The sequence below is a fragment of the Winogradskyella litoriviva genome, assembly GCF_013249065.1.
Taxonomy (GTDB): Bacteria; Bacteroidota; Bacteroidia; order Flavobacteriales; family Flavobacteriaceae; genus Winogradskyella; species Winogradskyella litoriviva.
Genome location: NZ_JABRWQ010000002.1, coordinates 63,522 through 81,815, shown reverse-complemented (window position 1 = coordinate 81,815; position 18,294 = coordinate 63,522). Strand labels below are relative to the sequence as shown.

The 18,294-nt window shown below is 31.3% G+C and carries 16 protein-coding genes; 7 read left to right on the top strand and 9 right to left on the bottom strand.

What is annotated here, in order from left to right; all coding sequences use genetic code 11:
* Positions 1 to 2: 2 nt before the first annotated feature.
* From HNV10_RS04330 to HNV10_RS04310, 5 genes are all read right to left on the bottom strand, one after another.
* Positions 3 to 335 (bottom strand): DUF4870 domain-containing protein, encoded by a 333-nt coding sequence (locus HNV10_RS04330; protein WP_173300129.1) that lies wholly within the window; start codon positions 333 to 335, stop codon positions 3 to 5.
* Positions 335 to 1,588, bottom strand: a complete 1,254-nt coding sequence (locus HNV10_RS04325; protein ID WP_173300128.1) for a dihydroorotase — start codon at positions 1,586 to 1,588, stop codon at positions 335 to 337. Before HNV10_RS04325 ends, HNV10_RS04330 begins: the two co-directional genes overlap by 1 nt.
* Complete coding sequence (locus HNV10_RS04320) at positions 1,585 to 3,510, bottom strand: BatA domain-containing protein (protein WP_173300127.1); 1,926 nt, start codon at positions 3,508 to 3,510, stop codon at positions 1,585 to 1,587. Before HNV10_RS04320 ends, HNV10_RS04325 begins: the two co-directional genes overlap by 4 nt.
* A gap of 42 nt (positions 3,511 to 3,552) precedes the next feature.
* A complete protein-coding gene (locus tag HNV10_RS04315; protein WP_173300126.1) occupies positions 3,553 to 4,158 on the bottom strand; it encodes a hypothetical protein in 606 nt (201 codons plus the stop codon).
* A 105-nt stretch (positions 4,159 to 4,263) separates the two neighbouring features.
* Complete coding sequence (locus HNV10_RS04310; RefSeq protein WP_173300125.1) at positions 4,264 to 5,271, bottom strand: glycosyltransferase family 2 protein; 1,008 nt, start codon at positions 5,269 to 5,271, stop codon at positions 4,264 to 4,266.
* An 84-nt stretch (positions 5,272 to 5,355) separates the two neighbouring features.
* On the opposite strand from HNV10_RS04310, the gene HNV10_RS04305 reads away from it, so the two are divergent.
* The gene (locus HNV10_RS04305) at positions 5,356 to 7,248 is read left to right on the top strand and encodes a M61 family metallopeptidase (RefSeq protein ID WP_173300124.1); all 1,893 of its coding nucleotides are present in this window, start codon (positions 5,356 to 5,358) and stop codon (positions 7,246 to 7,248) included.
* Between the two features lie 157 nt (positions 7,249 to 7,405).
* Here HNV10_RS04305 and HNV10_RS04300 read toward each other — a convergent pair whose 3' ends face one another.
* Positions 7,406 to 8,179, bottom strand: a complete 774-nt coding sequence (locus tag HNV10_RS04300; RefSeq protein WP_173300123.1) for a TIGR02757 family protein — start codon at positions 8,177 to 8,179, stop codon at positions 7,406 to 7,408.
* A 72-nt stretch (positions 8,180 to 8,251) separates the two neighbouring features.
* Here HNV10_RS04300 and HNV10_RS04295 point away from each other — a divergent pair, with 72 nt between their 5' ends.
* Positions 8,252 to 8,788, top strand: a complete 537-nt coding sequence (locus tag HNV10_RS04295; protein WP_173300122.1) for a hypothetical protein — start codon at positions 8,252 to 8,254, stop codon at positions 8,786 to 8,788.
* A gap of 3 nt (positions 8,789 to 8,791) precedes the next feature.
* Positions 8,792 to 9,373: an ASCH domain-containing protein gene (locus tag HNV10_RS04290; RefSeq protein WP_173300121.1), complete on the top strand. Its 582-nt coding sequence runs from the start codon at positions 8,792 to 8,794 to the stop codon at positions 9,371 to 9,373.
* Between the two features lie 13 nt (positions 9,374 to 9,386).
* On the opposite strand, the gene HNV10_RS04285 is transcribed toward HNV10_RS04290, so the two are convergent.
* The 3 genes from HNV10_RS04285 to HNV10_RS04275 all read right to left on the bottom strand — a co-directional run bounded on the left by HNV10_RS04285 (position 9,387) and on the right by HNV10_RS04275 (position 13,854).
* Positions 9,387 to 10,427, bottom strand: coding sequence for a GMP reductase (locus HNV10_RS04285; RefSeq protein WP_173300120.1), 1,041 nt, complete (start codon positions 10,425 to 10,427; stop codon positions 9,387 to 9,389).
* Between the two features lie 132 nt (positions 10,428 to 10,559).
* Complete coding sequence (locus HNV10_RS04280) at positions 10,560 to 10,940, bottom strand: RidA family protein (protein ID WP_173300119.1); 381 nt, start codon at positions 10,938 to 10,940, stop codon at positions 10,560 to 10,562.
* Positions 10,941 to 11,085: 145 nt separating this feature from the next.
* The gene (locus tag HNV10_RS04275; RefSeq protein ID WP_173300118.1) at positions 11,086 to 13,854 is read right to left on the bottom strand and encodes a putative LPS assembly protein LptD; all 2,769 of its coding nucleotides are present in this window, start codon (positions 13,852 to 13,854) and stop codon (positions 11,086 to 11,088) included.
* Between the two features lie 108 nt (positions 13,855 to 13,962).
* On the opposite strand from HNV10_RS04275, the gene HNV10_RS04270 reads away from it, so the two are divergent.
* The 4 genes from HNV10_RS04270 to HNV10_RS04255 all read left to right on the top strand — a co-directional run bounded on the left by HNV10_RS04270 (position 13,963) and on the right by HNV10_RS04255 (position 18,294).
* Complete coding sequence (locus tag HNV10_RS04270; RefSeq protein WP_173300117.1) at positions 13,963 to 15,081, top strand: N-acetylmuramoyl-L-alanine amidase family protein; 1,119 nt, start codon at positions 13,963 to 13,965, stop codon at positions 15,079 to 15,081.
* Between the two features lie 54 nt (positions 15,082 to 15,135).
* Positions 15,136 to 16,083 (top strand): MlaD family protein, encoded by a 948-nt coding sequence (locus HNV10_RS04265; protein ID WP_173300116.1) that lies wholly within the window; start codon positions 15,136 to 15,138, stop codon positions 16,081 to 16,083.
* 14 nt (positions 16,084 to 16,097) lie between these two features.
* Entirely contained in the window at positions 16,098 to 17,414 is a 1,317-nt protein-coding gene (locus HNV10_RS04260; RefSeq protein WP_173300115.1) for a (Fe-S)-binding protein, read from the top strand.
* Positions 17,415 to 17,511: 97 nt separating this feature from the next.
* Positions 17,512 to 18,294 (top strand): (Fe-S)-binding protein, encoded by a 783-nt coding sequence (locus tag HNV10_RS04255; protein WP_173300114.1) that lies wholly within the window; start codon positions 17,512 to 17,514, stop codon positions 18,292 to 18,294.

Sequence of the window (18,294 nt, the reverse complement as noted above, 5' to 3'; positions counted from 1 at the left end):
AATTATTGTCCAATAGATTTAAATAAATTTTGAAAGAAGTCGCCCAACACAGGTATTTTATTCAGTTTTCCTGAAACAGCTCCAAAAATTCCATAGAGGAATAAAACGGAAAAAAATATCCAAAACGAATAGGTAATCATCCAGCTATCGAAAGCAGTTATTCCAAACCCAATTATAATATAAAGTAATCCTAAACCTAAACCTTGTCTTATATGAAAGGCAGTAAAAGGATTACGTTTATCTTTGTTCATAAAAAAGGCAATTAAAGTCCCAAATAGAGTTAAGTAAGCGACTAAACCTAGAGTTTTTCCGTCTTCTATTGTATTTTGATCCATTATTTTAAAACAATTTTGTTATTGGCAATGATACCATAAGTTTCACCTTTAAGTTGTTCTCCTATAAACATACTATTCTTAGAGCGAGATGTAATGTGTTTAAGACTAAATTCGTAATTTTTATCAGGATTAAACAATGCTAAATCGGCTAATTCGCCTTCATTAATTGTAGATTCTGAAACGCCAAACCTTGACTTTCCTTGAGTTAAAATGCTAATCGTTTTCTTAGTGGTAAAAATATGCTGCATGGCTCCAAAAGCAGATTCAAGCCCAATTGTACCATATTTAGCAAAATCGAATTCCACTTTTTTATCTTCAATATCAATAGGATTATGGTCTGTAGTTACCATATCAATAGTTCCATCTTTTAGGCCTTCTATTAAGGCTTCACAATCGTTTAGTGTTCTTAAAGGTGGAAGAACTTTAAAATTGGTGTCAAACTCTTGTAAAGAATCGTCCGTAAATATTAGATTATGTATGGCAACACTACAAGTGACGTCTAATTTCTTGTTTTTTGCAGTTCTGATTAAATCTACTGATTTTGCTGTAGATATAGTAGGAATATGAAGTTTACCTTCTGTGTATTCTAAAATAAATAAATCTCTAGCTACTTGCAATTCTTCCGCTAATGCCGGATTTCCTTTTAGACCTAATTTGGTACTATTAATGTTTTCGTTAGCAACACCAAGTCCAGATATTTTAGATTCCTGAGGAAAAGAACACACCAAGCCATTAAAATTACTTGCGTATTGCAACGCAATTTTCATTAAATTAGGATTGCAAATTGGTTTTTGGTAATCGTAAAAAGCCACAGCGCCAGCATTAGTCATATCAAACAACTCCGCTAAATCTTCACTTTGGCTGCCTCGTGTCAAAGCACCAATAGGATACAGACTTACCGCATTATCTTGGGCTTTAGATTTTACAAACGTAATGTCTGCATAACTATCAATTACAGGATTAGAGTTGGCATTTAAAGCCACAGCAGTAAAACCAGAATTAGCAGCAGTTTTTAAACCATTGCTAATGATTTCGCGTTCTTCATAACCAGGTTCGCCAAAAGATACACTACTATCAAACCAACCTTGCGAAACATGCAAATTATCTAGTTTAATTTCTTTGTAATTATTGGGATTAGTAATGCGTTTTGAAATCTTGGAAATACGACCTTTTTCAATTAAAATATCAACCGTTTCATTGTGAAAATCACTTTTAGAATCAACGATGGTTGCAGATTTTATGAGTGCGTTCATTTAAGATATTTTAGAAGTAACATTTCAGTTATTAGAAATATTAATGCAAAAATAACAAACCATTTCCATAACGCATTAATAGTTGTGTTACTTTTTATATTATTAATTGTAGTTGCTAAACTTGTTTCAATTTCTGCTTCTACCAAAGCATTTAAATTATAATAATTAAGGTTGCTTTCAGCTCTGTTATAGTTGAAACTAAGATTTTCGATGATGTTTTCTTTGTTTTTTACATGCATTATACCTGCTACATCAGGAAAATTCTCAGTTTCTAAAACAACCGCTTGGCTATATGTTTTTTGAAGTGGAATTACTGAGGTTTCATCAGAATCTAAAGTAAGTATATCGTCCTGGCCTAAGGAGGTTTGGATAGCAATAGAATTTGGCTGTCCTATAGTATAATATAATTTAGAAAGTTTTAAACTCTGTAATCCTAAATTATATAACACAGGAATTATTAATTGCGAATTTTTAAAATTTGAATTATCAGAATTTAAAGCCGAAGAAAAAACATAAGTATTTGAGTATCCTATTAAGAAAGCCGAACCGTCATCATAAGATAAAACATCGTTAGAATTTGAAGAAAAACGATACGATTTTTTAACCTTTGGATATTGAAAATTTGTCACTTTAGAGTAAAACGCATTAGCTAAAAGTGGATGGTTATAGCTGATACTTGTAATTCGTTTTTCATTTGAATTTTGAATAGTAAAAGTATTGGTTTGTATATCTTTAAGTAATAGGTTGTAAGAATTCAAATCAATTTTATCAGAAGGAATTATTAATAATTTACCACCATCATTTTTAAAGGAAACTAAAGCTGTTTTTAATGCATTTGAAATATTTTCTAATTCATTGAGAACAATTAAATTCTGTTGAGGAATTAAATTAAAATTAAGCGCATTTAGCTTGAAGCTTTTAAATTCGAATTCATCTTCGGTATAAATCCGATTTAAGAAATCATCATCAGTAGCTTCATTAATAGCTAATACTTTAATTTTTGGTTTATTATTAATGTTAAAGTAAAATGTATTATCGTATTGCAAGCCAGCATCTTCAATTGCTATTTTACCATTAATCACTTCATTGTTAGAAATTGTAAATATGGCTTCAGCCTCTTTATCAATAGAAACAGCACTTTTTGTAAGTAAAACATCGTTATTAAAGACTGAAATAGTAACGTTGTCAACAGGTTGAGTTGCATTAGATAATCTTACATTTAAGTCTAATGTTTCTGATGTTCTATTTGAGATATAAACACTATCTATACTAATATTTGTTACTAATTCAGATTTTGGTTGTACTAATTTTAGTTGAACAGTAGAATCTTTTTCAAAATTAAATGAGTTTCCTTTTTGCTGAAAATCGGAAACTAAAACTAAATTCTTTGTGGCAGCACCTTTATTAGAGAATAACTGTTTTCCTTTTAAATACGCTGCATCGTAACTAAGTTGTGCTGGTGAAAACTTTAATTGAATTAAGTCATTTTTTAAAGCTTTAACCGTAGTGTTTTTATAGGTTTTATCATTAGTAAAAAAACTAATAGTTTCATCTTCTGGTAGCGTGTTAATAATATCTTGAATAGATTCGTTTAACAAAGTGCCATTATTGCCTTTGGCTTGCATGCTAAAAGAATTGTCTAAGTAAATAACCGTTTCTTGGGCTTCATTATAATTTGCTGTATTAGGAATATATGGTTGTGCAAATGCAATAATGGCGCAAGCTAGTAGTAACATTCTCGTTAATAGTGTAATCCACTTTTTTAGTTGAGAACTTTTACGTGTTTGTAGCTTTACAGATTTTAAAAACTTAACGTTGGTAAATTCAACTTTCTGAAAACGACGAAGCTGAAATAAGTGTATAAGAATAGGAATAACCAGCAGAAATAGTGCGTAAAGTAATTCGGGATTTTTAAACTGCATTCGTTGTTTGAGTTTTTATTCAACTGTCATTTTGGATACAGTTTAATTTTCAATTAATTTATAAAAATTATATTTTCTGGCAATAAGAATGAATTTATTATCAGTCGGTTCTTGTTCAATTGGTTCCCCATTTTCATCTAAACTTACCCAAGTAAAACTACCGCCAAAAGTAAAATTGTAATTTAGTTCTTTTAAAAATACTGAATATGGATTATTCTCATCATCAGGATTCTCTTTTACTTCTGATATATTTTTAAATGAGTTAATCACAATATTTTTGCCATGTTTAAGGAAAAGTGTTTCAATTTTTATTACGTCCCTACGATTGCAATCTGCACCATAACTGCATCCATTTATCGAATCTAAAATTTTTAAAGCGTTATTATGATTGCCCTTTTTGTTTTCGATTTCGGCTTCTAATAGCTGGATTGAACTAAAAGCGCCAGCCCAAGCATTACCGCAAAAACCATAATTGCTATTTCTAGCTTTTATCAAATATTCTTCAGCTTTTATAATCTTATTTTTTTTAAAATACTTTTCAGCTTTAGATATGAAATTATATCCATCTTTGTAGTCATGCTTTTTGGTTTGTGACCATCCAGAGAAGGAAATAAAAAAGAGAAATAAAATTAATAGTTTTAATTTCATATTAATTAACGGAACTACAGATATAGAGTTTAAAAAACCTAGCAGGTCCCAATTGTTCAAATATAAATAATCATTAGAGATAACCTCGTTCAGCTTTTGAGAAATTTAACAGAAAAAGAAATAATCAATCATAGATTGCATTTTTTGAGTTTCAAAATAACTAGTAATTTCTTGTTGTGCTTTAGAATTGGCAACCGTAACTATACTTTGTGGATTTTTAAGTTCGGCTATATAATCAAAATTAAATAGCTCTTGGTCGTAGATGTGTTTTCCTATTTTCTTTGGGTTATCGCAAATCCAGAAATACGGAATATTTTCTTTCAACAGTATTTTTGCGAGTGTTTTGCCTTTGTGTCCTGCGCCCCAAATTGCTAATGGTCTTGATGCATCGTAATTTAATTCTAAAAAGTATTTCACTTTTAGGTCTAAAAAGGAATTCTCTGCATAATGCTCGTGAGTTCTAGAGGTTCTTGTACTATAATCTCTCCAATGTAATAATATTTTGTCACAAGGAATACAGGTATAGCCTGCTTTATAAAACCTAAAAGCTAGTTCGTAATCTTCTGGATAAATGTCTGAATTAAAACCATTACATGCTTCAAAATCATCTTTATGAAGCATCCAGCAAGGGGAAGGAATAACACATTCTTTGTAAATTTCGGAATAATTTTTTCCTACTGCAGTTAAAGCATTTAACCAGCTTTCATAACGAGCAAAGCCATCGCTTAATCCATCTGCTCTAAAGTATTTTACTTGGCCTACGGCTAAATGTTTTTTGCCATGTTTTTCAAGATTAGCGACCATAATATTAAGTCGGATAGGTGTCATTATATCATCACTATCCATTCTTGTGATATAGTCTCCAGAACAGTGCTGATAAGCCGTTTTTAAAGCTTCTATAATGCCTTGGCTATGGTTTTTGTAAACTTTGATTCTGTAATCTTTAACAGCATAATTCTCAACAATAGTATATGAATTGTCATTAGAATTATCATCTATAAAAATGGCTTCCCAATTATAGTAAGATTGATTTAAAATGGAATTAAGACACTCAGCAATAAATGCTTCCGTGTTTTTAAAAGGGATTAAAATGCTCACTAAAGGTTGTAACATACTGCGAATTTAACAAAACCTTTAGGTTTTTAATAGTAACTCATTGTAGATTTGTGCGTCTTATAAAAAATTAAAAATTTAAACATGAAGAATTATTTGGCCATTCTTGGCTTAAGTGTCGTTTTAGTAGGTTGTGGATCTGCAAAACCAAATGCTGATGATTTAGCAGTTAGCAACCCAATAGTTACAACCTTAGATTTAACTGCAGTAAATAATGATAGAGTTCCGGTAACCATTAATCCTGGTCGTTTTACTACAGAAACGGTTACATATAGATTACCTAGAGTTGTGCAAGGAACCTATTCTGTTAGTGATTTTGGGAAATATGTAGACGATTTTAAAGCTTTAGATTATGATGGTAATGAATTAGCTTCTACTAAAGTTGATGATAATACATGGACTATTACTGATGCTACTAAATTAGACAAAATTAATTATTATGTTAATGATACTTTCGATATTGAAATAACTGGTGGAATAGGAGGAGAAGATCCATTTTCACCAAGCGGAACAAACATAGAGGAAGATAATTTTGTATTAAATCTTCACGGATTTATTGGCTATTTCGATTCTTTAAAAAATAATCAATATACTCTTGATGTTACAGCACCAGCAGATTTTGTTAGAACGTCTGCTCTAGAAGATAAAGGAACAAAATCGAGTGCAGATGGTACAGCTATTACAAGCAGTTATTTTGCACAACGTTATTTTGATATTACAGATAACCCAATGATGTATGGGAAATTAGATGTTGAAGAATTTATGGTTGGTGACATAAAAATTGTATTAAGTCTTTATTCTCCAACGGGTAAACACACTGCAGTTAGTTTAAAGGAAACTGTTTATAAGATGATGGAGGCACAAAAAAAATATCTAGGTGATGTAAATAGTACAGCACGTTATGATATATATGTGTATTTGTCTAGAGGTGATGAAACCTCTCCTAAGGGTTATGGTGCTTTAGAACATCATAAATCCACTGTAGCTGTTTTTGCCGAAGATAGCAGCCTCGAAGGTCTTAAGGCATCTATGATTGATGTGATATCTCATGAATTTTTTCATATAGTAACACCTTTATCTGTTCATTCTGAAGATATTCACTATTTTGATTATAACAAGCCAACATTTTCTAAACATTTATGGATGTATGAAGGTGTAACAGAATATTTTGCACAACATTTTCAGATATATGAAGGCTTAGTTGATGCAAATTCATTTTATAACACCATGTACACTAAAATACAATCGTCTAAAGGATTAGATGACGCTATGAGTTTTACAATTATGAGCGAAAACGTATTGGTAGAACCTTATGCACACAATTATTATAATGTTTATATGAAAGGTGCATTAATTGGTATGTGTATTGATATTTTAATGCGAAAAGAGAGTGATGGTAACAGAAGCATGTTAAGTTTAATGAAAGAGCTGTCTGCTAAATATGGAAAAGACAAGCCTTTTGAAGACGATAAATTAATACAAGAAATCACAGCAATGACTTACCCAAGTGTTGGAGATTTTTTAACAACATATGTAGCAGGTGATGTACCAATAAATTACAATGAGTTTTTAAAAATGGTTGGTTTAACTATTGGAGAAGCAGAGGTAGAAACCAATTATATTTTTGCAGGTGGACAGAATATTATTTTTGATGGAGATCAAGCAAAAATGGCAATAGTTTTTTCTGAAATGGCATTAAAAAATTCCTTCTGGAAAGCACAAGGAATAAAAGCTGGTGATGTAATTAAAAAAGTAAACGGAACCGAATTAACATTAATGAACGCTAATGATGTTATAACAGGTATGTTTGAATGGCAAGAAGGACAAGAAATTACAATGGATTTAGATAGAGATGGCCAACCAATACATATTAAAGCAACCTTGTCTAAAGCTTATGCGCCAGGCGAGTCTATTATAGAAGATGTAAATGCAACTGAAGCTCAAAAAGCTTTAAGAGCTGCTTGGTTAAAAGGATAGATTATACTTATGAGTTAAAAGCAATAAGTTTTATATCATTTAAAAGGCTTCCAATACGGAAGCCTTTTTTGTTTGATAAATCAATGGTTATAGGTTTTTTAATTATGAGAATTTATTAGGTTCTCATTTAGAATGGAAAATAGCATAAAAAGCATATCTAAAAGCCTTCAAAAACACCCAATCCAAAGAGTGCAAAATCATATTTTACAGGATCGTTAGCATCTAACTGTCTTAAGGCTTTATCTAATTCAGTCAATGCTTTTCCATCATTTTGTTTTCGTTTTAATAGACCTAGTTTTCTGGCTACATTTCCAGAATGTACATCTAAAGGGCAACTTAATTGAGAAGGTGAAAGTGAGTTCCAAATACCAAAATCAACACCATTTTTGTCGTTTCTAATCATCCAACGCAAAAACATATTAATTCGTTTTGCAGCAGAGTTTTTATGTGGATCACTAATATGTTTTTTAGTGCGATCTAAATGCGGAATTTCAAAGAATTTAGTTTTAAAATAATGTATACCATTTTGAATTGAGTCTTTCTCTGCATTTACAGTAAATACAGCTTCTAAACCTTGGTGGTTTTTATAAATATGCTGTAGACTTTGTACAAATTGTATAAAATCCTTGCCGTTAAAAGTTCTGTGAACAAAAGGATTTAGTTTTTCTAAATCAGATTCTTGGTGTTGTGTTATAAACTCAAAAGGTGAATGATCTAACATTTCCATCATTCTGTTAGCATTTTTTATAATACTTTTTCTATTTCCCCAAGCAATTGTAGCCGTTAAAAATGCTGCAATTTCAATATCCTCCTTTTTTGTAAATTGATGCGGAATTTGAATAGGGTCACTCTCAATAAACTTAGGGTTATTGTAAAGAATAACTTTTTCTTCTAAGAAGTCTTTTAATTCTTGTTTTTTTAGTTTTGACATAAGTACTACAAAAATATTAAAAACAATTGCAATTTTTTATGTTACTTTTTTAAGTTGTAAATTCACTTTATTATGAAAAATATTCTTTATTTATTTTCTGTTTTTGCTTTAGTATCTTGTAATAAAATATCACAAGATGTGGAGAATTCTTTTACTATTTTAGGTAATAAAATGGATAGTCTTAGTATGGTTGAATTTAATAAAATTGAAAAGAGTTTTAAGGAAATTAATTCAAAACGTATAAAAAAATTCGAAGGAGAAAACTCTGCTCGTATATATTATTCTATTCAACAATATAATATAGTTTTAGATTCGTTAATTAACGAATTACAATTAAATAATCATCATACAAAACAGTCTAAGAATAAAATTAGTAATCTATATTTTGATATTAACGAGAGCTTAAAAACTAATTTAAAGTCGATATATATATTAAATACAATTATAAAAATTGATTCTTTAATTAACCCAAAAGAAGACTTAGGTATGTTACCAAATTTTGTAATGGTTGCTGAATTACAGAAAGGTAAATTAAGTGCAAATGAAACAGCATCGTTAATAATAACGCAACTGAAAGAACAAATTTTAAAGAAAAATGAAAATAAATAAAGTATGAAAAGAACAGCAATAATTCTGCTTTTGATTTTGATAAATTGTAAAAACGAAACTGTAAATACAGTTGAAAACACAGTAAATTCAGAAGTAAATGCTAAAAATACAATAGACCAAAGTGTTACGGATATGTGGCAATCCTATACAAGTTCAAATCCTGAATTTAAAAATGATGACATGCCAGAATCTTCGTATTTTCATAACAACGAAGCTGATGCTAATCGATTGGCAGAATTAGTTGTTTCGGGTAAAAAGAAAGCTGGTTCAGGTTTGTATTACATGTATAAGGAAGCAAAAGTAGATTTACCGCGTTCTGGAACTAAACATATTATTACAAATTTTTCAGGAAAAGCAAAAGCCATTATTGAAATTGTAAAAGTTGATACCATTCCTTTCAATAAAATAACAAAAGAGTATGCTTCTATAGATATAGGCACCAATATTGAACCACTTAAGAAATGGAGAAAGGCACATTGGGATTTTTTTTCAAGCGTATTTATAGACAGCAATAAAAAGCCAACGGAAAATATGTTAGTTGTTTGTGAGTGGTTTAAAACTATCTGGATAAATAATGATATGTAGAAACAAGCAATTTCTAAGAATTATAAACCTGATTCTCCTGTTCCGCAACTCTAATAAATGTTGTGCGCTTTGTTAATTCTTTTAAGCGTTGTGCACCAACATAAGTACAAGTGCTGCGTAAACCGCCCAAAATATCTTGTAGCGTATCTTTAACATCACCTTTATATGGTACTTCTACAGTTTTGCCTTCACTAGCTCTGTATTCTGCAACACCACCAACATATTTATCCATAGCAGTAGATGAGCTCATGCCATAAAACTGTTTGTATTGTTCTCCATGTCTTAATACCAGTTCGCCACCACTTTCTGTATGTCCGGCAAACATGCCGCCAAGCATTACAAAATCTGCGCCAGCGCCAAATGCTTTAGCAACGTCTCCAGGAGTTGTACAGCCACCATCGCTAATAATTTGTCCACCTAAACCATGTGCAGCATCTGCACATTCAATAATGGCAGATAATTGAGGGTAACCAACACCTGTTTTAACACGTGTTGTACAAACACTACCTGGTCCAATACCAACTTTTACAATATCTGCACCAGAGAGTATAAGTTGTTCTACCATTTCGCCAGTAACCACATTACCAGCAATTATTACTTTATCAGGATACTGATTTCGCGTTTGATTTACAAATTCTGCAAAATGCTCAGAATAGCCATTGGCAACATCGATACAAATAAATTTTAATTTTGGGTTACTTTTAAAAACAGCTTTCAGTTTTAGGGCATCTTCTTTTCCTGTTCCTGTGCTAATGGCAATATAATCTTCAAGGCCATCTGGAGCTTCTGATAAAAATTTGTTCCACTCTTCAATACTGTAATGTTTGTGTATAGCTGTAAATAGCTTGTGTTGTGATAATTCTAAAGCCATTTCAAACGTACCAACGGTATCCATATTAGCTGCCATTATTGGTACACCTTTCCAGTTAGAATTGCTATTTAAAAAGTTAAATTCGCGCTCTAAGGTTACCTGTGATCTACTTTTTAGGGTAGAACGTTTAGGTCTAATCATTACATCTTTAAAGCCTAACTTAATATCGTGTTCAATGCGCATTTTAGAAGAAAATTTGGTTACAACCAAAAATACAATTCTTTAAAATCTACAGGTCTAAAATTTGTGTTTTTGTAAGAATGATTTATTAACAATTGTTTATATCAGAATTAGAAATAAAATATTGTAGGTCTTTTATTTTACGGCAATCATGCTAATCTCAACATTCACAAACTTTGGTAAATTGGCGACTTCTACAGTTTCTCGTGCTGGAGCAGTAGCTTCATCAAAATAACTACCGTAAACTTCGTTAATTTGCTTAAACGTATTCATGTCACTTATAAAAATTGAAGATTTTATAACATTATTAAAAGACATATCTGCGGCTTCTAAAACAGCTTTCATGTTTTCCATTACTTGCTTTGTTTCTGTTTTTATATCTTCATTAACTAACTCCATTGTTTCTGGGTGTAAAGCTATTTGACCAGATGTATATAATGTGTTTCCTGTTAAAACAGCTTGGTTATATGGTCCTATTGGAGCAGGAGCTTTTGGAGTGTTTATTATTTTTTTCATCTTAAGTTGATTTTAATTAGATTTTATTCCGTTTAAAAGTAGTGTGTAATTCTTAATAAAATATAGTTTCAAATTTAATATATTTTTGAATAAATTCAATAACGAACGATGCGGTCTTTTAACATTAAAAAAGTTCGAAAATTATTTAATTTCCTACAGTTTTATCTGCTTGACGACGCTTATCGTATTTTAAATCTTTAAGAAGACTTGATGAAATACCAATAAAGAAATTCCACGAACTACGCTCGCTAAAAGGAATCCAACTAAAATTCATTCGCCAACTTAATAAGTCACGTTCAAAACGTAATTGCGTATAGGTAAATCCTTGATTTAAAAAATCGAATCCAGATGATGCACCTACCGTCCAACGAGGTGATAAGTCTACATCACCAGAAAACATTAAGGAGTGCGAAGAAATTTCGTTTTGTCGCTGTGTATTGTTATAATTTGCAGAGTAGGCCAATCTTAGACTCCAAGGCATTTTGTAATTATAAAAATCACTTTTTTCGTCTTTTTCCTTTTTGCTTTTGTCTTGATCGTTGAGCCTTCTATCAGCATAATCCTCAGATGTACCAAATAAGTCATCCGTTCTTCCTCCGGATCGCGCAGATTCTCTAGACGATGCCGAGTCTTGTGCAGATTCGTCTCCAGAAAAACTTTCATTAGATAATGTGTAACTCATTGTTAAATTGGCAGAGGTTAAACGAAATAAACTACCACCATTATTAATATTAAAGGTATTAACAACACTGTTGTTACTATCTAAAGCATAAGGATTTAAAGTCATCCCAAAGTTAATACTCATCTTATTATTTAAGATTTGAGTTCCTCCAGTAACTCTAACCGGACTTATATTAAGAGAATCCGCAGCTAAATCGTAAGATGTAGAAAAGTTTAGGTTGTTTAAAATAAATCTTTTTTCTGGTTCTGTTTTTGTTGAATCTTTAGGTTTTATTTTAGCTTCGAGATTATTACCTATAGATAAACCTATGCTACTAGAATATCGATTTCCTGGAACGCCATATAACGAATTCTCAAAACGAGTGTATTCAACTTCAGAGGTTGTTCCATCAGCATCTATAACATCATAGGTTTCGTAATATTGGTCAAAAGCAGGCGAAATAGAGTAGCTTAAAGAGGGTCTCATAACATGCCTTATGGCTTGTACTTTTGGGTCTTTACCTTCTTTTTCAAAATTGTACATTCCATAGATTGTAGTGCCAATACTTGCACCAAAATTATAGGTCATGTAACGATCAAAACCGTATTTGTCTATTTCTACGACTTCTTCTTCATTTTGGTCATAATATTTACTCACGGTTTTAAGTGTCCAATTTTCATCTAAGTTAGCATTAGCACTAACACTAAAATAGTCAAACACTTTAAAATTTGTGGTTAATGGTATGCTGTGTTTCATACCAATTTCGGCATCATCAAACATTTCACTTTTTCCAAATATAGAATCGTTTGTGCTAATAGAATATTCACCTCTTGTTGTTACTTGAAAATTAATATTCTGAATTGCACCTTTCTTAGATCCAGACTTTGGAGCAAAAGGATAAACTCTACCCATTGAGGCCTGCAAAGTAGGTAAGGTGACATCTATATCACCTGTATTTGTGTTTTGTCTATGAGATGCTGTTAAACTTAAATTAACTTGTGGTTCTCCAATAAAAGTTTTTGAATAAGAAACAGAAGAAGCTAAAGTATTGTTTAAAAAACTAGATTGATTTAGTTGGTTAACCGATTCTTGAAAATAAGAGCTACTTCCTAAATTTACAGATGCCGAAAAACGTGCATTAGGATTAGCTTTGGTATCTTGGCTATGTGACCATCTAATATTATAAATGGTACTTTGACTAAAATCAGAAAAACCACGTTCGCTATTCAGTAAGTTTTCATATCTAAAACTAATATTTCCTCTGTATTTATAGCGAACTGCATAGTTGTTTTCTATACGTAGGCCATAACTACCATTAGTGTAGTAATCTCCAAGAACAGCTAAATCTAAATAATCACTAATTGCAAAATAATAACCACCATTTTGTAGAAAATATCCTCTGTCATTTCCTGAATCCTCACCAAAGGAAGGGAAAATGATACCAGAAGTCTGTTTTTGTGTCATAGGAAAAAACGCAAATGGTAATGCAATAGGCGTTGGAACACCATAAATTTCCATATAAGTTGGTCCAACAATAACTTTTTTGTTAGGAACTAGCTTCATTTTTGAAGCAATAAATTGGTATTCTGGGTCTTCTTCACTTTCGGCCGTAGTAAATCGACCTTTTTTCATAAAATAAACGGAGTCATTTTCCTTTTTTGTAATTGGAGAATAAACTTTAAAGCCTTGCTGTTCTGTTCGAGAATTAAAAACTAATGCTTTTTTTGTTTCGGTATTAAAGACTATAGAATCTGGTTCAATAACATTTTCACCTTGTGTAAAAACAGGACGTTGAGAATAACCTGTAGAATCTTTTATTCTTCCTGCATAGACTAAGTTTTTGCTGTAATCAATTTCTATTACACCTGCTGTAATCTCCATATCTTCGTAGGTAACTACTGCCTCATTATACATATAGATTTTTTGTTTCCGTTGGTTCATAGAAACATAATCTGAAGCTCTGTAGCTAACAATTCCTGTTAAAAATTCTTTTTTCTTTAGGGAATCTTTTTTTGTAGAATCTATTTCTTTTGTATTAACAGGAGGGATTTTAATAGAATCTACAGGGATTGTTACGGTGTCTTTTTGTTTTTCAGCCGGAATTGATGAGTTGGGTTTAGGTAATTCTTGGGCGAAGCTCAAAGTGTTTATAAACACTGTAAAACTCAAGAGAAAAAGTATGTTTATTCTATTTGTACGCAATCCTTTTAAATGTATTTTTGTAAAAGTATGGCTCGGTTTTTGAAACGCCAAAAGTACAGTTATTTTTTGTGATTAATTTATTAAAATAATAAAGTTAATAAATAGGCTGTAACAATCAGTGAAATGTAATAATCCGAGATTATAAATCGTTAATTAAATATGCAAACGAACCAAAAACCTTTAATAGTATTCTTACTTCTTTTATTTATAAGTTCTTTAACATCTTATACAGTTTTGCATGCGCAAGCGGATAAGTTTGTTGTGGTTTTAGATGCTGGTCATGGTGGTAAAGATCCAGGTCGACCTACTAAAAATGGTTATAAGGAAAAAGATATAGCGTTAAAAGTAGTTTTAGAATTGGGTAAACAATTAGAAAAAGATCCAGATGTTAAAGTAATATATACCAGAAAAACAGATGTATTTTTAGAGTTGCATGAACGTTCTGCTATAGCTAATAAAGCAGATGCAGATTTATTTGTTTCGGTGCATTGTAATGCTCATCACACGCAAGCTTATGGTACTGAAACTTATGTTTTAGGTGCCAAAAATGACGAAAGAAATATGTCTGTTGCGAAAGCAGAAAATGAAGTGATTTTTTTAGAAGATAATCACGAAGAGCATTATGAAGGTTTTGATCCTAGTTCACCAGAATCTGTAATAGCATTAGGTATTGAGCAAGAGTTTTACGTAGAGCAAAGTATTGTTTTAGCTCGTAAAGTAGAAGATAATTTTGCTGGAAAATTAAAAAGAAAGAGTAGAGGAATTAAGCAATTAAGTTTATGGGTTTTACATAATACTTATATGCCTAGTGTACTTATAGAAACAGGTTTTATTACCAATAAAACCGAAGGTGCTTTTTTAAATTCTAAAAATGGACAAACCAAAATAGCAACAGCGATAAAAGATGCTATTATAGATTATAAAAAAGAATTAGATTTAAATGTAGGTACTTCATTTTCTATAGCTGGAGAGGAAGCAATAGATGAAAAAGAGGATGATACTGCTCATATAATTAAAGATGTTACTTTTAAAATTCAGATTGCGGCTAGCTCTAGAGAATTAGAAGCTAAATCCTATAATTTTAAAGGGCTTAGTGATATTTCTAGAGAAAAATCTGGAAACATTTATAAGTATTATTGTGGTAAAACTTCAGACTATAATAAGATTCAGAAGCAATTAGTAGAGGCTCGTAAAGATTATTCTGGTGCTTTTATTGTAGCATTTAAAGGCGGTAAAAGAATTAGCATGACGGAAGCTTTAAAATCCGCAAAGGATTAAGAATATTATTAATATATTTATTCCTAATTTTGTTTTAAACCAAAGAATAGCCCATTGAAAATTTCAAGAGAAGTTAAAACAGCCGTACTGGTCATAGCTGGTATTGCTTTTTGTATTTATTTATTCACATATCTTAAAGGTGAGGATTTATTTACAAACACAAATACCTACTATACAGAATTCGATTATAATGCCTTGTCTATGGCTTCAGCAGTTACAGTAAAGGGCAATAAAATTGGTAAAATAGAAGAAATAAAGTACGATTTTAAATCGGGTAAAACCAAAGTAGCATTTAATGTTACTCCAGAATTAAAATTTTCAAAGAATAGTATTATAAGATTATATCAAGATGGGTTAATGGGAGGCAACGCACTATCTATTATTGATGCCAATGATGGTGATATTGCCAAAAATGGAGATTTTATAAAGTCTGAAGTAAAACCAGGTATGATTACTACTTTAGAAAAGAATTTTTCAGGCATAAGTGATGATTTAGGTTCTACATTACGATCATCAGATACCTTATTAACTAATCTAAATGCATTGGTAGAAGACGATTCAGAAAAAGGTTTAAAACAAACTATTGCAGAACTTAATGCTACTCTTAAAACATTTAACAGCGTTGGATTAAAAGCCAATAAACTTTTAAGTCAACATGATGAAAAAATTGCTACTATATTAGAGAATTTTGAAAAAACGAGTAGTGAATTAGCTGTTTTAATGAAAGACCTTAATGAGGCTAAGCTTTCAAATACAGTTAAGAATTTAGATGAAATGATTCTAAAATTTAATCAAATTGCATCTGGTTTAGAAGCAGGAGAAGGGTCTATGGGTAAATTATTAAAAGACAAAAATCTCTACGATAATTTAGAAAATGCAACTAAAGAATTAGAGTTGTTACTTCTAGATATTAAATTACATCCTGCACGTTACAGACGTATTTTATCTAAAAAAGAAATTCCTTACGAGGAACCTACAGAAGCTGAATTAAACAACAATTAGATCTATCCAACTCTATGGAATATTTACCAAATATAATTTTTGCGTTATTATTAATTGCAGGCATTGGCTATTTTGCAAATAATGTTAAAAAATTAATCAGAAACATTAAATTAGGTCATAAAGTAGATGCCAACAATCACAAATCAGAACGTTGGAGAAACGTAGTAAATATTGCGTTAGGCCAAAGTAAAATGGTAAGAAGACCAGTTTCTGGCTTTCTTCATGTTATCGTTTATGTTGGTTTTGTAATTATAAATATTGAAGTTTTAGAAATTATTATCGATGGACTTTTTGGAACACATCGTATTGGTCAAGAATTTTTGCCAGCAGCATTATATGGTTTCTTAATTGGCGCATTTGAGGTACTAGCAGTTTTGGTTTTAGTCTCTGTAATTGTGTTTTGGCTAAGAAGAAATGTGATTAAAATTAAACGTTTCTTAAGTTCAGAAATGAAAGGCTGGCCAAAGAGTGATGGTAATATTATTCTTTATTTTGAAGTTGTATTAATGTGTTTGTTTTTAGTAATGAATGCAACAGATACTGTTTTTCAAACAGCCAATTCTGGTAACGTAATATCACAATTTATTGCACCTTGGTTTAATGGTTTTGAATTAGAAACACTTCATACTATAGAAAGAGCAGCTTGGTGGTTACATATAGTAGGTATATTAATATTTTTAAATTATTTATATTTTTCTAAACATTTACATATTCTTTTAGCGTTTCCTAATGTTTATTTTGGAAGTGTTGAGCCAAAAGGAAAACTCAATAATCTTGAAGCTGTAACAGCCGAAGTAAAACTTATGATGGATCCAGATGCAGATCCTTATGCCGTACCAGAAGAAACTTCAGAAGATGAAGTGCCTGCTAAGTTTGGAGCAAGCGATGTTATGGATTTAACGCAGGTTCAGCTATTAAATGCCTATACATGTACAGAATGTGGTCGTTGTACTTCTGCCTGTCCTGCAAATCTTACAGGTAAGAAATTGTCGCCTCGTAAAATTATGATGGATACGCGTGATCGTTTAGAAGAGGTTGGTAAAAATATTGATTTAAATAAAGGGAAGTTTGTAGATGATGGTATACAACTTCTAGGAGATTATATTACAAACGAAGAACTTTGGGCTTGTACAACATGTAATGCCTGTGTTGAAGAGTGTCCTGTAAGCATCAATCCATTATCCATTATATTAGAAATGAGACGCTATTTAGTAATGGAGCAAAGTGCAGCACCAATGGAGCTTAATAACATGATGACCAATATAGAAAACAACGGAGCACCATGGCCATACAACCAAATGGACCGTTTAAATTGGAAAGACGAAGAATAGAATTGTTAATAGGTTAAAATTTTAGTTGTTAAAACATTGCTGATAAGAGCGCGATAACGGTTTAACAATTAAAAAATAAACGATTAAACATTAAAGTATGAGCGAGCAACTAAAAGTGCCAACCATGGCAGAAATGATGGCAGAAGGCAAACAACCAGAAATTTTGTTTTGGGTTGGTTCTGCTGGTAGTTACGACGATAGAGCTAAGAAAATAACTAGGGCTTTTGTTAAGATATTAAACAAAGCAAACGTAGATTTTGCTGTTTTAGGAACTGAAGAAAGTAATACAGGTGATGTAGCAAAAAGAGCTGGTAATGAGTTTTTATTTCAGATGCAAGCCGTTATGAATATTGAAGTACTTAATGCTTACGAAATAAAACGTATTGTTACTTGTGATCCGCATTCTTTTAACTGCCTTAAAAATGAGTATCCAAGTCTTGGTGGTAATTACGATGTTATTCATCACACACAATTTATAAAAGAACTAATGAGTTCTGGCCGTTTAACATTAGATGGCAATACATTTAGAGGGAAACGCATTACTTTTCACGATCCTTGTTATTTAGGAAGAGCAAACAGTGTGTACGATGCACCAAGAGAAGTGCTTAAAAAAACAAACGCGACTTTAATAGAAATGAAACGACACAAAGGAACAGCCTTATGTTGTGGAGCAGGAGGCGCACAAATGTTTAAAGATGCAGAACCAGGGAATAAAGAAATCAATGTGCTTAGAACCGAAGATGCCTTAGAAACACAGCCAGAAATCATTGCAACAGGTTGCCCTTATTGTAACACTATGATGACAGACGGTGTGAAATTTAAAGAAAAAGAAGGTCAGATCACAGTAATGGATATTGCTGAGTTGATTGCGGATGCATAA

Coding starts and splice junctions, on each gene's coding strand:
- HNV10_RS04315 (WP_173300126.1), bottom strand. CDS start 4,158: ATGAAATTAAAACTATTAATTTTATTTCTCTTTTTTATTTCCTTCTCT.
- HNV10_RS04305 (WP_173300124.1), top strand. CDS start 5,356: ATGAAGAATTATTTGGCCATTCTTGGCTTAAGTGTCGTTTTAGTAGGT.
- HNV10_RS04325 (WP_173300128.1), bottom strand. CDS start 1,588: ATGAACGCACTCATAAAATCTGCAACCATCGTTGATTCTAAAAGTGAT.
- HNV10_RS04255 (WP_173300114.1), top strand. CDS start 17,512: ATGAGCGAGCAACTAAAAGTGCCAACCATGGCAGAAATGATGGCAGAA.
- HNV10_RS04310 (WP_173300125.1), bottom strand. CDS start 5,271: ATGTTACAACCTTTAGTGAGCATTTTAATCCCTTTTAAAAACACGGAA.
- HNV10_RS04295 (WP_173300122.1), top strand. CDS start 8,252: ATGAAAAATATTCTTTATTTATTTTCTGTTTTTGCTTTAGTATCTTGT.
- HNV10_RS04290 (WP_173300121.1), top strand. CDS start 8,792: ATGAAAAGAACAGCAATAATTCTGCTTTTGATTTTGATAAATTGTAAA.
- HNV10_RS04270 (WP_173300117.1), top strand. CDS start 13,963: ATGCAAACGAACCAAAAACCTTTAATAGTATTCTTACTTCTTTTATTT.
- HNV10_RS04260 (WP_173300115.1), top strand. CDS start 16,098: ATGGAATATTTACCAAATATAATTTTTGCGTTATTATTAATTGCAGGC.
- HNV10_RS04280 (WP_173300119.1), bottom strand. CDS start 10,940: ATGAAAAAAATAATAAACACTCCAAAAGCTCCTGCTCCAATAGGACCA.
- HNV10_RS04300 (WP_173300123.1), bottom strand. CDS start 8,179: ATGTCAAAACTAAAAAAACAAGAATTAAAAGACTTCTTAGAAGAAAAA.
- HNV10_RS04330 (WP_173300129.1), bottom strand. CDS start 335: ATGGATCAAAATACAATAGAAGACGGAAAAACTCTAGGTTTAGTCGCT.
- HNV10_RS04285 (WP_173300120.1), bottom strand. CDS start 10,427: ATGCGCATTGAACACGATATTAAGTTAGGCTTTAAAGATGTAATGATT.
- HNV10_RS04320 (WP_173300127.1), bottom strand. CDS start 3,510: ATGCAGTTTAAAAATCCCGAATTACTTTACGCACTATTTCTGCTGGTT.